General features: G+C 32.0%; 12 protein-coding genes. 10 read left to right on the forward strand and 2 right to left on the reverse strand.

Annotated features, from left to right (window positions below; translation table 11 throughout):
• Positions 1-108: 108 nt before the first annotated feature.
• Positions 109-498 carry a hypothetical protein gene (locus tag QZZ51_RS12525; protein WP_291870168.1) on the reverse strand — a complete coding sequence of 130 codons (390 nt, stop codon included), beginning with the start codon at positions 496-498 and terminating at the stop codon, positions 109-111.
• 182 nt (positions 499-680) lie between these two features.
• Here QZZ51_RS12525 and ileS point away from each other — a divergent pair, with 182 nt between their 5' ends.
• The 4 genes from ileS to QZZ51_RS12545 are packed head-to-tail and all read left to right on the forward strand — an operon-like array spanning position 681 to position 5,796.
• Positions 681-4,079, forward strand: a complete 3,399-nt coding sequence (ileS, locus tag QZZ51_RS12530; RefSeq protein WP_291870170.1) for an isoleucine--tRNA ligase — start codon at positions 681-683, stop codon at positions 4,077-4,079.
• 3 nt (positions 4,080-4,082) lie between these two features.
• On the forward strand, positions 4,083-4,466 hold the full coding sequence (locus QZZ51_RS12535; RefSeq protein ID WP_291870172.1) for a TraR/DksA C4-type zinc finger protein: 384 nt from the start codon (positions 4,083-4,085) through the stop codon (positions 4,464-4,466).
• Positions 4,467-4,502: 36 nt separating this feature from the next.
• The gene (locus QZZ51_RS12540; RefSeq protein ID WP_291870174.1) at positions 4,503-5,123 is read left to right on the forward strand and encodes a DUF4097 family beta strand repeat-containing protein; all 621 of its coding nucleotides are present in this window, start codon (positions 4,503-4,505) and stop codon (positions 5,121-5,123) included.
• 37 nt (positions 5,124-5,160) lie between these two features.
• The gene (locus QZZ51_RS12545; RefSeq protein ID WP_291870176.1) at positions 5,161-5,796 is read left to right on the forward strand and encodes a lipoprotein signal peptidase; all 636 of its coding nucleotides are present in this window, start codon (positions 5,161-5,163) and stop codon (positions 5,794-5,796) included.
• A 2-nt stretch (positions 5,797-5,798) separates the two neighbouring features.
• Here QZZ51_RS12545 and QZZ51_RS12550 read toward each other — a convergent pair whose 3' ends face one another.
• Complete coding sequence (locus tag QZZ51_RS12550) at positions 5,799-6,368, reverse strand: 5-formyltetrahydrofolate cyclo-ligase (RefSeq protein ID WP_291870178.1); 570 nt, start codon at positions 6,366-6,368, stop codon at positions 5,799-5,801.
• A gap of 564 nt (positions 6,369-6,932) precedes the next feature.
• Here QZZ51_RS12550 and uvrC point away from each other — a divergent pair.
• The 6 genes from uvrC (at position 6,933) to pgi (ending at position 16,019) form a co-directional block, all read left to right on the forward strand.
• A complete protein-coding gene (uvrC, locus tag QZZ51_RS12555; protein ID WP_291870180.1) occupies positions 6,933-8,723 on the forward strand; it encodes an excinuclease ABC subunit UvrC in 1,791 nt (596 codons plus the stop codon).
• A gap of 15 nt (positions 8,724-8,738) precedes the next feature.
• The gene (locus QZZ51_RS12560) at positions 8,739-11,003 is read left to right on the forward strand and encodes a patatin-like phospholipase family protein (protein WP_291870182.1); all 2,265 of its coding nucleotides are present in this window, start codon (positions 8,739-8,741) and stop codon (positions 11,001-11,003) included.
• A 347-nt stretch (positions 11,004-11,350) separates the two neighbouring features.
• Positions 11,351-12,130: a DUF3108 domain-containing protein gene (locus tag QZZ51_RS12565; protein WP_291870184.1), complete on the forward strand. Its 780-nt coding sequence runs from the start codon at positions 11,351-11,353 to the stop codon at positions 12,128-12,130.
• Positions 12,131-12,137: 7 nt separating this feature from the next.
• Positions 12,138-13,109, forward strand: a complete 972-nt coding sequence (locus QZZ51_RS12570; protein ID WP_291870185.1) for a tryptophan 2,3-dioxygenase family protein — start codon at positions 12,138-12,140, stop codon at positions 13,107-13,109.
• Complete coding sequence (locus QZZ51_RS12575) at positions 13,109-14,401, forward strand: peptidoglycan DD-metalloendopeptidase family protein (protein WP_291870187.1); 1,293 nt, start codon at positions 13,109-13,111, stop codon at positions 14,399-14,401. The genes QZZ51_RS12570 and QZZ51_RS12575 overlap by 1 nt, the downstream gene beginning before the upstream one ends.
• Positions 14,382-16,019, forward strand: a complete 1,638-nt coding sequence (gene pgi / locus QZZ51_RS12580) for a glucose-6-phosphate isomerase (RefSeq protein WP_291870189.1) — start codon at positions 14,382-14,384, stop codon at positions 16,017-16,019. Before QZZ51_RS12575 ends, pgi begins: the two co-directional genes overlap by 20 nt.
• Positions 16,020-16,261: the final 242 nt, after the last annotated feature.

A 16,261-nucleotide genomic window follows, 5' to 3' on the forward strand; every position in this document is an offset into this window, starting at 1 on the left:
CAGTACAAAACAAAAAAGCTGAACAATGATATCATTGTTCAGCTTTAATTAATAAATTTAATCCTTTAATAATCTGTATCGATTATTTAGGACGAGACAAATAAGTTTTTAGTGCTTTACGGCATCTTTAACTTTATCAGCAGCAGCTCCTGCAGCATCTTTAGCTTTGTCAGCAGCATCAGTAGCAGCGCCTTTAGTTGCATCAACAGCATTACCTGCAGCATCTTTAGCGGCATCAACAGCTCCATTAGCAGCATCTTTGGTAGCGTCTATTGCGTTACCGGCAGCATCTTTAGCAGAGTCAACAGCGTTACCTGCAGCATCAGTTGCAGCTTCAGCAGCGTCACCAGCTACATCTTTAGCAGTATCAGCAGCGTCAGTTGCAGCGTCAGCAGCAGCTTCAGTAGCATCTTTTGCTTTGTCAGCAGCTTCTCTACATGATACGAAAGATACACTTAGTGCAACCATTAAAATTGATCCTAAAATTACTTTTTTCATTGTGAATGTTTTTTAGTGTTTAATATGTTTTCAACGCAAATATATACGTAATAAATCGAATTCTAGATGTTATTATCTAAGAAAGAAGGTGTAAGGAAGTATATTGATTGGTTTTAAAGACCTATTATTCAATCAAAATTTATAATTTTGCAGCCTTAATTTAAAGGTAGAGCACTGAAATAATGAAGTTTGCGGGATACAACAATTTAGACTTGCCAAAAGTGGCAGAAGAAATTCTTCAATATTGGAAGGAGCACAATATTTTTGATAAAAGTGTTTCCTCCAAAGAAGGGAAACCAAGTTATGTTTTTTATGAAGGACCACCTTCGGCAAATGGTATGCCAGGTATACACCATGTGATGGCGCGTACCATTAAGGATATTTTTCCTAGGTATAAAACTATGAAGGGTTTTCAGGTAAAAAGAAAAGCCGGTTGGGATACCCATGGATTACCTATTGAATTAGGAGTAGAGAAAGAACTAGGGATTACTAAAGAAGATATTGGCAAAAAAATATCTGTAGAAGAATATAATGCAGCTTGTAAAAAAGCAGTTATGCGTTATACCGACGTCTGGAATGAAATGACTGAGAAAGTTGGGTATTGGGTAGATATGGAAGACCCGTACGTTACTTATAAATCTAAATATATGGAGTCGGTTTGGTGGCTTCTAAAACAAATTTATAATAAAGATCTTATATATAAAGGGTATACTATTCAGCCGTATTCTCCCAAAGCAGGTACAGGGCTTAGTTCGCACGAGTTAAATCAACCAGGAACCTACCAAGATGTTACAGATACTACAGTAACAGCACAGTTTAAGGCTGTAAATGAAACACTTCCAGATTTTTTAAAGGATGAGGGAACTATCTTTTTCTTAGCTTGGACAACAACACCTTGGACCTTACCAAGTAACACCGCTTTAACCGTTGGGTCTAAAATAGATTATGTTCTAGTAGAAACGTATAACCAATATACGTTTAAACCCATGAATGTAATTTTGGCTAAAAATTTGGTGGGGAAACAATTTGCAGGAAAATTTAATGCAGTAGAAACAAAACCAGAGCTATTAGAATATAAATCTGGAGACAAAAAAATACCATATTATGTTGTAAAAGAATTTAAAGGGAAAGATCTTGTTGGTGTAAAATACGAGCAACTTATAGATTTTGTGCAGCCTTACCAAAACGCAGAAAATGCTTTTAGAGTAATTTCTGGAGATTTTGTTACTACAGAAGACGGTACAGGTATAGTGCATACAGCACCTACTTTTGGAGCAGATGATGCTATGGTTGCAAAACAAGCGGTACCAGAAATTCCGCCAATGCTTGTATTAGATGAGAACGGAAACCCTGTTCCATTGGTAGACTTACAAGGTAAATTTAGATCAGAACTAGGCGAATGGGGAGGTAAGTATGTTAAGAATGAATATTATGAAGATGGTAAAGCTCCTGAGCGTTCTATAGATGTAGAAATTGCTATTCGTTTAAAAGAAGAAAACAAAGCATTTAAGGTAGAAAAGTATGTGCATAGTTACCCAAATTGTTGGCGTACAGATAAACCTATCTTATATTATCCTTTAGATTCTTGGTTTATTAAAGTAACCGATGTAAAGGATAAAATGTTCCAATTAAACCAAACCATTAATTGGAAACCCAAATCTACGGGAGAAGGCAGATTTGGGAACTGGTTAGCAAATGCTAATGATTGGAATCTTTCTAGATCTAGATATTGGGGTATTCCTCTACCAATCTGGAGAACAGAAGATGGTAAAGAAGAAATTATTATTGGTTCTATTTCTGAATTGAAAGAAGAAATGGCTAAGGCACAACAGGCAGGCGTTTTAGACAAAGATATTTTCGAAGATTTTGTAGTAGGAGACATGAGTGAAGAAAACTATGAAAAGATAGATTTACATAAAAATATTGTAGATGAAATTACTCTAGTTTCAGCTTCTGGAAAACCTATGAAACGCGAGAGCGACCTTATAGATGTTTGGTTCGATAGTGGTTCTATGCCTTATGCTCAATGGCATTATCCTTTTGAAAATAAAGAATTAATAGATGAAGGAAAAACTTTTCCTGCAGATTTTATAGCAGAAGGAGTAGACCAAACAAGAGGTTGGTTTTATACATTACATGCTATTGCAACAATGGTTTTTGATTCTGTTGCGTATAAAAATGTAGTATCTAATGGATTGGTTTTAGATAAGGACGGTAAAAAAATGTCCAAGCGTTTAGGTAACGCTGTGGATCCTTTTACAACTATGGATGCTCATGGACCAGATGCCACACGATGGTATATGATTTCTAATGCAAACCCATGGGATAATTTAAAGTTTGATATAGAAGGTATAGCTGAAGTAAAACGAAAGTTTTTTGGAACCCTATATAACACCTATTCTTTCTTTGCTTTATATGCCAATTTGGATAATTTTAAATACGCAGAAAAAGAGATTTCGTTAGAGGAAAGACCAGAAATAGATCGCTGGGTTTTATCTGAGCTACATTCTCTAATTAAAAAGGTAGATGAAGCTTATGCGGATTACGAGCCAACCAAAGCAACAAGAGCTATTTCAGATTATGTACAAGAATATTTAAGCAACTGGTATGTAAGATTATGTAGAAGACGTTTTTGGAAAGGAGAATATGAGCAAGATAAAATATCGGCCTATCAAACTTTATATACCTGTTTAGTGACCATAGCTAAATTATCTGCTCCTGTAGCTCCATTCTTTATGGATAGGCTTTACAAAGACTTAACCAATACAACAGAAAAGGATGCTTTTGAAAGTGTACATTTGGCAGATTTTCCAAAATACGATAGTGCTATTATTGATGTAGATTTAGAAAGTAAAATGGAAAAAGCACAAACTATTTCTTCTTTGGTTTTATCGATAAGACAAAAAGAAAAAATAAAAGTGCGCCAACCATTGCAAAAAATAATGGTTCCTGTATTAGATGAAAAGCAAAAACAAGAGATAGAAGCCGTTGCAGATTTAATAAAATCGGAAGTTAATGTAAAGGAAATAGAATTGCTAGATGATGCTTCTGGTATTTTAGTGAAACAGATTAAGCCTAATTTTAAGGTTTTAGGACCTAAATATGGTAAAGAAATGAAGCAAATTGCACAAGCTGTTATGGGTCTTAATCAAGAAGATATCCAAGAAATGGAGCAGAATGGCGAATTATCTATCACAATAGAAAATAAAAATATTAATTTACAGTTACAGGATGTAGAGATTTCTTCTCAAGATATAGAAGGCTGGTTGGTAGCAACATCGGGGAAACTTACAGTGGCTTTAGATGTTACTATTAATGAGGAACTAAGAAAAGAAGGAATAGCAAGAGAATTAATAAATAGGATTCAGAATATTAGAAAAGAATCTGGTTTTGAAGTAACAGATAAAATAGATGTTAAGATATTAAAGGATGGCATAGTTGAAGAAGCCGTTGCAAATAATTTGACGTATATTAAGACGGAAACTTTAACAGCAGATTTAAGTTTTGAAGAAAAATTAGATAGTGGAACGGAAGTTGTTTTCGACCAAGTAAACACTAAATTGTTTATTGTAAAACATTAAAAAATGGCAGAAGATTTAAAAGTAAGATATTCAGACAAAGATTTAGAGGAATTTAGAACTCTTATAGAGGAGAAAATTGTGAAAGCAAAAAGCCACCTAGAGTTACTTAAAAGTTCTTATATGAATGATGGTAATAATGGTACTGATGATACCTCGCCTACTTTTAAAGCCTTTGAAGAAGGTTCGCAAACCATGAGCAAAGAAGCTAATACGCAATTAGCTATTCGTCAGGAAAAATTTATAAGAGATTTAAAAAATGCAGTTCTTCGTATAGAAAATAAAACGTATGGAGTTTGTAGAGTTACTGGTAAGCTTATTAATAAGGAAAGGCTTAAGTTAGTGCCTCATGCAACACTGAGCATTGAAGCTAAGAATATGCAAAAATAAGTAAGACGCCCTATTCAGGGCGTTTTTTTATACTATATGGTTCAGAAGTTTATTTGTATCCTAGTTCTATTATCTTCCTTTTTTGGGTATACTCAAAAAATAGTAAAAAAATCTATCCTAAATAGTAGTATCTCTTCTATTGAAATAGATGGCGCTAATTGTTTTTTAGTAGAAGTTTTAACCAAAGATATTAAGGAAGTTATTGTAGAGGCTACTATAGAGGGAGAATATAAAAGAGACTTAATCATAACGATAAAGAAGGATATACCTTCTTTACAGATAAGAGCAGAGTTTCAACCTATTTTTGTTAATCCCAATGATAAACTTAGTGCGCATAAAGTGGTTTCTATAGCTTTAAAAATTACAATTCCTAAAGATAAGGATGTATCCGTCTTAGGAACGAGTAGTACTTTTATTGGTTTTGGAGTGTATAAAAGGTTACGTGTTTCTCTTAAGGATGGTCTGTGTGAATTGGCAAATATTTCTGGAAAAATAAATATTGAAACCCAGAGCGGAGATATTATAGTTAAAAAATCCGCGGGTAATTTTGTATTAAACAGCAAGTACGGGAAAGTACAAGAAGATATAATGCCAAAAGGGAATAGTGAATTTTACTTAGCCACTAACACTGGAAATATTCAAGTAATGAAAATGTAATAATAATGTCTATTTTTGCCCCTCTATAATAATTACAATGAATTTAAAGAAGTCTTTAGTCCTAATATTTATTTTACTATTCATAGATCAACTTAGTAAGGTTTATATAAAAACACATTTTACATTAGGAGAATCAGTAGAAGTTTTTAGTTGGTTTAAAATCCTATTTATTGAGAATGAAGGAGCAGCTTGGGGAGCCAAGTTAAGTGATGTTTTGCCTGTTTCAGACGCTACAGGAAAGTTAATATTGACCATATTTAGGTTGTTTGCTATTACAGGAATCGGGTATTGGTTGTATGATGTAATTCGTAAAAAAGGTTCTAACACATTAGTTGTGGCGGTTTCTTTTATTTTTGCTGGTGCTTTAGGAAATATATTAGATTCCTTGTTTTATGGTGTTATTTTTAATGAGAGTTATCATAATGTAGCTACATTATTTTCTGATGAGCCATATGGAGGTTTCTTTTATGGTAAGGTTGTAGATATGCTATATTTTCCTATGGTAGACAGTACATGGCCAGAATGGGTTCCTTATTTTGGTGGTGGTAATTTTAGGTTTTTCGAACCGGTTTTTAACATAGCCGATACCGCAATAAGTACAGGAGTAGGTATTTTGTTGGTTTTTAATAAAAAGGCTTTTACCGAAGAGGAAACGAACGCCTTAGAAGAATAAATTTAGGGAGTATTAAAAACGTATATTTTTTCGGGTGTAATACAGTAATCTAAAGGAACATCGTCTTTGTAGACATCTGTAATAGCTTCTATGGAATTGAATATAGATAACCCAACCTTGATTACGTTTGGTTTACATTGTTTTAAAAAAGTATCGTAATATCCTTTACCATAACCAACTCTATTTCCTTTGTTGTCAAAAGCTAAGAGTGGAATAAACACAACATCAATATTTTGAGGCTCTATTTTAATTCCATCAATGGGCTCAGGTACATCCCATTTGTTTTTTTTAAGTCTTGTATTGTCTGTGAGAAGGTAATTTTCTAACCCATTTACACCAATCATTTTTGGTATAACAACGTTTTTATCTTTCCCTTGTAAAATAGAGAGTATAAAACTCGTGTCTATTTCTTTTTTGTTTTCAATGGGTAAATAAATGTGGTAATTATTAAAATCCCAAATGGGCAATTGTAATAATTTATTAGAAATATTTAAACCACCATCTAATAAAGATTGTGCAGAGGTTGATTTTCTCTTTTCTAAGAATAATTTTCGTAAATCTTTTTTCAACATATAGAAAGTTGATTTAAGTTTTACGGCAATATAAATTATTATTTTTTACTCTTTTACAGATCCTGCAAAAAATACTTTAAAAAACAACATTAATATTAAGTAAGTTCCTAGTGTAATAATATAACTGTCCATGTTTATTCTTATTTGATGTTTTAAAAATAGGGAAAATAATTGTTATAATCCCTATTAAATGCACTTTTTTATCGATGAAATGCACATTTGTAAGAAAAAGACTATCGTTTATTTCGCGCAAAACACCCTTTAGAATATTTAAAATACTGAAAATCAGATATTTATTTTTATTTTTCAGAAAAGGGCTCATAAAATATTTAAAAAGAATTGATTTCTTATTTTTTTATGGCTTATCATAATATATTAAATATTTGCTATTAAAAATAACAAATTGAAAACCTGGCGTTGTAATAATTATTTAATTCATAATTAAAACTGTATTCGCGTAACTATATGATAAGTCTTTAAAAAAAATTAAAATGGATAGTATATCATTTAAAAACATAGTAATTTAACCTAAGATATTCCAGTACTAAATTTGCACCTTTTTTAATGTCTGATATTCCACTTAAAATACAATTGAAAACGATACCCCAAAGCCCCGGGGTGTATCAATTTTATGATGTAGAAGATAAGATACTATATATAGGTAAGGCTAAGAATTTAAAAAAAAGAGTGTCTTCTTATTTTAATAAAAATCATGATTACGGTAAAACAAAGGTCTTAGTAACAAAGATTCGTAGTGTAAAGCATATTGTGGTTCCAACGGAATCGGATGCTTTGTTGCTCGAAAATAATCTTATTAAAAAATACAGACCTAGATACAATGTTTTATTAAAGGATGATAAATCGTACCCATGGATTTGTATTAAAAACGAACGCTTTCCTAGAATTTTTAGTACAAGAAGATTAATAAAAGATGGGTCGGCATATTTTGGGCCCTATACCAGTGGACGAACTGTAAAAATTTTATTGGATCTTATAAAAGGAGTTTACCCATTAAGAACTTGTAACTATGATTTGTCTAAAGAAAAAATAGATGCAGGTAAATATAAAGTATGTTTAGAATATCACTTAGGGAATTGCAAAGGGCCTTGCGAGGGGTATCAATCCTTAGAGGAATATAGTAGGCAAATAACAGAAATAAAAGAAATTTTAAAAGGAAATTTTAAAGACTCGTTACAGTATTTTAAGGAAGAAATGGTTGTTTTGGCTGGTGAGCTTAAGTTTGAAGAGGCTCAAAATATAAAAGAGAAGATTGAAGTTTTAGAAAATTACCAGTCGAAGTCGACCGTGGTGAATCCAAAAATTAATAATGTAGATGTGTTTTCTATAATATCGGACGATGCTTATGCGTATGTAAATTTTCTACAACTTTCCCATGGGTCTATTATAAGATCCCATACTATGGAAATTAAGAAAAAGTTAGAAGAAAATGATGCCGAGTTATTATTATTAGCAATTGTTGAAATACGGCAGCGATTTAACTTAATGTCTAAAGAATTATACCTTCCTTTTAAAATAGAAGTAGCGCCAGAAATAAAGGTGACTGTTCCTAAATTAGGAGATAAAAAGAGAATTTTAGAACTGTCAGAGCGCAATGCAAAATATTATAGGCAAGAACGTTTTAATCAAAATAAAATAATAGATCCAGATAGGCACACAAAGAGAATTATGGGGCAGATGAAGAAAGATATTCGTCTTTCGGTAGAGCCAAGACATATAGAGTGCTTCGATAATAGTAATATTCAGGGAACACACCCAGTTGCCGCCTGTGTTGTTTTTAAGGACGGAAAACCATCAAAAAAAGAGTATAGACATTATAATATTAAAACAGTAGAAGGCCCCGATGATTTTGGTTCTATGGAAGAGGTTGTTTTAAGACGTTACAAAAGATTATTGATGGAAGATGAGCCTTTGCCACAATTAATAGTTGTAGATGGAGGAAAAGGGCAATTATCCTCTGCTTTAAAAAGTTTAGATATTTTAGGGCTTAGAGGTAAAATTGCAATTATCGGAATAGCTAAAAGGTTAGAAGAAATATATTTCCCAGAAGACCCCGTGCCTTTGTATTTGGATAAAAAATCGGAAAGCTTAAAAATCATCCAACAATTACGAAATGAAGCCCATCGATTTGGAATAACATTTCATAGAAACAAAAGGAGTAAAGCTGCAATAGATTCCGAACTAGAAAGGATTCAAGGAATAGGAGGCAAAACGGTAGAAGAGCTATTAAAAACTTTTAAATCTGTAAAAAGAGTAAAAGAAGCAAGTATAGAAAAGTTAACAGAATCTGTGGGTTTTTCTAAAGCAAAAAAAATATTTGAAACCTTTAATAAATAAAAATAACATATTAATATGTATAAACTAGTAGCCGTAGTGTTGGTTTTGTTTTTCGCAAGCATTGTTAGAGGTCAAGAGTTAGTAGTACGTAAAGACCTTAAGGTAGGTTTGGTTTTAAGTGGAGGAGGCGCTAAAGGTTTAGCCCATATTGGAGCATTAAAAATTATTGAAGAAGCAGGAGTAAAGATAGATTATATTGGCGGAACCAGCATGGGAGCAATAGTTGGGTCATTGTATGCTGCGGGGTATTCCGCGACAGAATTAGATTCTATTTTTAAAAATACTAATCTGGGAAGTTTAATACAAGATAACTTGCCCAGGAGCGCCAAAACCTTTTACGAAAAAGACGATTCAGAAAGGTATGCAATAACTCTTCCGTTTAATAATTTTAAAATATCTGTTCCAACAGCATATTCTGGAGGGCAAAATATTTATAATGAATTTGTGCGTTTGTTGTACCCTGTAAAAGATATAAAAGAATTTAAAAATTTACCTATACCCTTTGTTTGTATTGCAACAAATGTAGAAACAGGAAAAGAAGTTATTTTAGATAAGGGGTATTTACCAGAAGCGGTTATGGCAAGCGGAACTTTGCCTTCACTTTTTGAGCCAGTATCTATAAATGGAGAAATTTTAATTGATGGAGGTATAGTTAATAATTATCCAATTGATCAAGTAAGAGCATTAGGGGCGGACGTAATTATTGGTGTGGATGTGCAACATGGTTTATCTGCAAGAGATGATTTGCTATCGGCTACAGAGGTTTTGTTTCAAATAAGTAATTATAGGGCGGCCACAGATATGCAGAAAAAGTCAGAAGAGACAGATGTTTATATTCAACCCAATATTGGGGAATACTCTGTTTTAGACTTTAATAAGGGAGATGAAATAATAAAGACAGGAGAAGCGGCTGCAATTAAAAAGTTTTCTGAACTTAAAACAATAGCTTTTAATCAATTGCAAAGAAAAAAAGCTATAAAAAAAACAACATTACAAGATACTTTAATCATTAGTAGATTAATTATCGATGGTAGTAGTAATTACTCGCGCGGCTATGTAAAAGGGAAATTAAGGTTTTCTATAGGAGAAGAAATAACTTTTGATAAACTACAACAAGGAATTTTAAATTTATCGGCTACGGGTAATTTTAAAACCAATAGATATAAACTCCTAAAAAATGGTATAGGGCAAGACCTTATTTTAAATTTGGAAGAAAAGCCTACAAAAACATTTATAAGATTAGGTGCGCATTATGATGATTTGTATAAAAGTGCCGCAATTATTAATCTCACAAGAAAGAATTTTTTAACTAAAGATGCTGTTGCTTCTTTTGATTTTATTTTGGGGGATAATGTAAGATACAATATGCAATATTATATTGATAAAGGAACCTATTGGAGTCTTGGAATTAATTCCAGGTTTAATGCTTTTGAAGAAGAAATAGATTTTAGTTTAATTAATGATAATTATGGTGTTTCAGGGGTCTCTAATATCAATACAATTAATTTAGATGTCACAGATTTAACAAACCAAATATATGTTCAAACAGTATTTCGAGAAGAGCTTGCTTTTACTTTGGGAGCGGAACACAAATTTTTAAAATATAGTACAAGAACATTGTCTGGTGATGAGTCTAGTGTTAGTACTATACCTTTTCATTCTTCTGATAATAGAATCATTTTTGAGAAAAATAATTACATCAGTGCTTATAGTCAGTTAATTTTTGATACCTATGATGATAAATATTTTCCCACTAGGGGGTTGTATTTTAATGGGGATTTTCATTTTTACCTATGGTCCTCAGATTTTAATGAAAATTTTAAAGAATTTTCAATATCTAAGTCAAGATTAGGTGCTGCATGGCCAATAACAAAAAAGCTAGCCTTAAATATAGAAACAGAAGGTGGTTTCAAATTAGGTACTTCCAGTGTGGCGGCTTTTGATTACGTATTGGGAGGTTATGGAAGCACTCTTATAAATAATTTTACATCCTTTATAGGGTACGATTTTTTAAGCCTACCAGGTAATAGTTATGTAAAGGCTTATGCAAGATTAGATTATGAAATTGCTCCTAAAAATCATTTTATGTTAGCTGCTAATTACGCTAATGTAGAAGATGATATTTTTAGAACAGGTGAATGGTTTACTTCTCCCAATTTTTCTGGTTACGGTATAGGGTATGGTGTAGAATCTTTTGTAGGGCCAATCCAGTTAATGTATTCTTGGTCTCCAGAAGAAAAAGGAGGCAATTTATTTATCAGTTTAGGCTATTGGTTCTAGCAAAAAAAACACTTTTTTAAAGTGTAGAACTTCTCTGTTTTCTTAAAAAAAACCTAATTTTTGAATTTATTTACTAATAACTGTTAATAGAAGCGTTAAAGTAAGTTAAAGCCTGCTATTAGGTTCTTTCTTTAATTTAAATTTGTACCAGTGAGGGGTGGTTCCCTTACAACTTTAAGTATTGGTTTTTCATAATTTAAAGTTTGGTTGGTTATTTAGAAAAAGCCCAGTTTTAAAACTGGGCTTTTTTTATACAATACTTTGGAACAAATTTTGTTTAAGTAATTGTTACTAGTTATTATGATGTGCTCATTATTAGTAATTTTAGAACATAAACAACAAGACATATGAGAAAAGTAATACTTTTATTATGCCTATTTATTAGTTTATTCAGTAGTGCCCAAAACGAAAATTCTACATTTAAACCAGGAGAATGGCTCAAATTTAGAATGCATTATGGGTTATTAAATGCAAGTTATGCCACTTTACAAGTAAAGTCTGCTAAGATTGATAATGTCCCTGTTTATCATGTCGTTGCACGTGGAGAGACTACCGGATTTGCCAGTATATTTTTTAAGGTGGATGATACCTATGAGACTTATTTTGATAAAAAAGACGGAAAACCATATCGTTTTATAAGGAAGATTAATGAAGGCGGCTATAAGAAAGATGTAGAGATAAATTTTGATCATAAGAAAGATCAGGCTATTTTAAACGATAAAAAGAACAAGAAAAAGCTTAATTTTGACCTTCAAGATAGTATACAAGACTTGTTGTCTGCTTTCTATTATCTTAGAAATAATTACGATCCTGCCGATTTGGTAAAAGGAGAAGCAATTACTTTAAAAATGTTGTTTGATGATGATGGTATTTTTAATTTTAAATTGAAGTATCTAGGAAAGGAAGTAGTGAAAACTAAGTACGGAAAAGTAGAATGTCTTAAATTTAGACCTTTAGTGCAATCGGGAAGAATATTTAAAGAGCAAGAAAGTTTGTCTCTTTGGGTTTCTAATGATGATAATAGAATTCCAATTCGTATTAAAGCAGATATAGCAGTAGGGTCTATTAAAGCAGATTTAGACGGCTATAATGGTCTTAAGCACCAATTTAAAATAATAATGGATTAATTCAATAATGGATAATAAAGAGCAGATAGATTCCCAAATATCTAAATTAGAAGAAAAATATAAGGATTCAGGTCAGGATCTTAGTGCTTATTTAGATGGTTTGCTCTACCAGCGTTATTTAACCTATTGGGATTATATACATTTAGATACATTATTAAGTCTACAAGTTCCAAAAACGTATTTCCCCGATGAGGAGATATTTATAATGTATCATCAAATTACAGAACTATATTTTAAATTAATATTGCATGAACAGAAACAACTGGTAGATAATAAGTCTCAAGATGTTTCTTTTTTTATGGATAGAGTAAATAGAATTAATAATTACTATAAAGCTCTTATTTCTTCCTTTGGCATTATGATAAAAGGTATGGAAAGAGAGCAATTTTTAAAATATAGAATGGCCCTTTTGCCAGCCAGTGGTTTTCAATCTGTACAATATAGAATGATTGAGTTATATGCAACACCAATGGAAAATTTGGTTCATCATTCTCAGCGAGACCTATTTTCTTCAGAAAATAGTATAGAAGATCTTTACGAAAATATTTATTGGAAAAAAGGAGCTACAGATCGTGAAACTGGAGAAAAGACACTAACTCTAAAACAGTTTGAGTATAGATATACCCCTCGTTTAATACGTATAGCTAAACAGGTGCAGGATAGTACTATTTATCATAAATATTTGCAGTTTCCTAAAGAAGTTCAAAACAATAAAGAACTGGTCAAAGTATTAAAAGCGTTAGACTTAAATGCTAATGTAAATTGGCCATTAATGCATATGGGTTCTGCTCATAGATATTTAGGGAAGGATAAAGGAAGTATAGATGCTACAGGAGGTACTAATTGGAAGAAATATTTGCCGCCTAGTTTTAAAAAGGTGATATTTTTTCCAACGATATATACAAATCAAGAATTAAAAGATTGGGGAAAGGAATGGGTAGACCATATCTTTAATCCAGAAAAAAATAAAAAAGAATAATGCAAAAATATTGGGGCGCAATACTAGCATTGATAGTTATCACTGCTTGCAAGGAAAAGAAAGAAGTTAATTCTCTGGTAGGAAAAGGCGAAATTAAGAAAGTAGAAAAAGTAGAAGTAAAACAATTTGGTTTTAATTTCGAAAACTTTAAGGTACATAAAGATACCGTTCGGAGTGGAGATAGTTTCGGGGAACTTATGCTTCAAAACCATGTAGAATACCCTAAGATTTACAAGATTTCTCAGGAGTATAAAGATACTTTTGATGTGCGTAAGATAAGAGTTGGTAAATCGTATACCATATTAAAATCTAAAGACACATTAGAGGCAGCTCAGGTTTTTATTTATGAAAACGATCGTATTAATTATACGGTTGTAGATTTAAGAGATAGTGTAATTGCCTATACCGATAAAAAAGAAGTTAAGTATATAGAAAGGGTTGCGGCAGGAATAATTGAATCATCCTTGTCCGAGGCTATTTTAGACCAAGGAATAGATTATAATGTTACTAATAATTTATCAGAGGTTTATGCTTGGACGATAGACTTTTTTCGACTACAAAAAGGAGATAAGTTTAAGGTTATATATAAAGAAAAATATATTAATGATTCTATTTATGCAGGGGCAGGTCCTATTGAATCTGCTTTTTTTGAACATAACGGGAGACCTATTTATGCTTTCGCATATGAAAGCGATTCGCTAAAAAATATTGTAGATTATTTTGATGAGGAAGCTAATAATCTTAGAAGAACTTTTTTAAGAGCACCTGTAAAATTTAGCCGTATATCTTCCAAGTATAATTTAAAAAGGAGGATAAAGTATTATGGGTATAAACTTAGACCGCATAAGGGAACAGATTATGCAGCACCTATTGGAACGCCTATAATGGCTACTGCAGATGGTACTATTACAGAATCTACCAGAAGAGGAGGAAATGGTAAGTATGTTAAGATTAGACATAATGGAACCTACTCTACTCAGTATCTTCATATGAAAAATCAGAATGTTAAAAAAGGACAGTTTGTAAGGCAGGGAGATGTAATTGGCTGGATCGGAATGACAGGTAACACAGGAGGGCCACATGTTTGTTATCGTTTTTGGAGAAACGGTAGTCAAGTAGACCCTTTAAAAGAAAAATTACCACAAGCAGAACCCTTAGCAGAAGAACTTAGAGCAGATTATTTCGATTTTATAAGTGCTAAAAAAATACAATTGGATAAAGCCGCTTATCCTAAAAAAGTTGAAGAAGAATTAGTAATAAGTAACCAAGAAAATGCCGCTACAAAAAATTAACCCTACAGAAACTAAAGCTTGGAAAAAATTAACAGAGCACTTTAAAGCTACTAAGAACACTACTCTTAAAGAGTTGTTTGCTAATAAAGCAAGTAGAGCTTTAGACTATACTATACATTGGGAAGATTTTCTAGTAGATTTTTCTAAAAACAGAATGTCTCAAGAGACATTAGATTTGTTGCTAGATTTAGCGAAAGAAGTAGAATTAAAAGATGCTATAGATAAATATTTTACGGGAGATATCATAAATGAAACGGAAGGAAGAGCGGTATTACATACGGCTTTGAGGGCTAAAAAAACAGATTCTGTACTTGTAAACGGAAAAAATGTTATTCCAGAAGTATATAAAGTAAAAGAGCATATTAAAAGCTTTACGGAGACTATTATTTCTGGCGAAGCAAAAGGATATACAGGTAAAGCTTTTACCGATGTTGTGAATATTGGTATTGGTGGTTCAGATTTAGGGCCAGCCATGGTAACGGAAGCATTAAAATTTTATAAAAACCATTTAAAATTACATTTTGTTAGTAATGTAGATGGGGATCATGTACATGAGGTGCTAAGGGAATTAAACCCAGAAACTACACTTTTTGTTATTGTTTCTAAAACTTTTACTACCCAAGAAACATTGAGTAATGCTACTACAATTAAAAAGTGGTTTTTAAAACATGGAAAACAAGAAGATATAGCTAAACATTTTGCAGCGGTTTCTACCAATGCAGAAAAAATAGCGGAATTTGGAATTTCTGCGGACAACGTGTTTCCTATGTGGGATTGGGTTGGAGGTCGTTTTTCTCTTTGGAGTGCCGTAGGGTTATCTGTAGCATTAGCTGTTGGGTACCATAATTTTGATGCATTATTACAAGGTGCAAACGATATGGATGAGCATTTTAAGAATGAAAAATTCGAAAAAAATATCCCTGTAGTACTTGCATTATTAAGCGTATGGTACAACAATTTTTACGGAGCAGATACAGAAGCTATTATTCCTTATACACAATATTTAAGTAGATTTTCTGCTTATTTACAACAAGGTATTATGGAAAGTAACGGTAAGAGTGTGGATCGCCAAGGCAATACTGTAGATTACCAAACAGGAACCATCATTTGGGGAGAACCAGGGACTAATTCGCAACATGCATTTTTTCAGTTAATTCATCAAGGAACCAAGTTGATTCCAGCCGATTTTATTGGGTATAAAGAATCTTTATATGGAGAAGCAGATCACCATAATAAATTAATGGCCAATTTCTTTGCGCAAACAGAGGCATTAATGAATGGTAAAACCTCGGAAGAGGTTAAAACAGAATTGGAATCTAAAAATTTATCTGCGTTAGAAATTGAAAAACTACTTCCGTTTAAGGTGTTTAGTGGTAATAAACCCACAAATACAATGCTTATAGAAAAATTAACTCCTAAATCGTTAGGAGCATTAATAGCTATGTACGAGCATAAAATATTTGTACAAGGTGTAATTTGGAATATATTTAGTTACGATCAATGGGGAGTAGAACTAGGAAAACAACTTGCAGGAACTATTTTAAATGATATAGAAGGTTCCGATATAGCTAAACACGATACTTCAACATTACAATTACTGCAAAAATTTAAGAAATAATAAGATAAATCATTAATTATATTTTAAAAGCTTGTAACTTATATGGTTGCAAGCTTTTTTTATGATAAAATTATGTTAAATTTGACATGACTAATTTAACGTTGTCTTAATGTAAAGCATAAAAAAATGCGACACATTTGTACAATAATGACAAATTCAAACATTAGAAAAATGAAAAAAATGTATTTCGCATTAGTAGCCTTTTTAATGACTGCTGTTGCATTTTCACAAGGAACTATTAC

The organism is Maribacter sp. (assembly GCF_016744255.1).
Taxonomy (GTDB): Bacteria; Bacteroidota; Bacteroidia; order Flavobacteriales; family Flavobacteriaceae; genus Maribacter_B.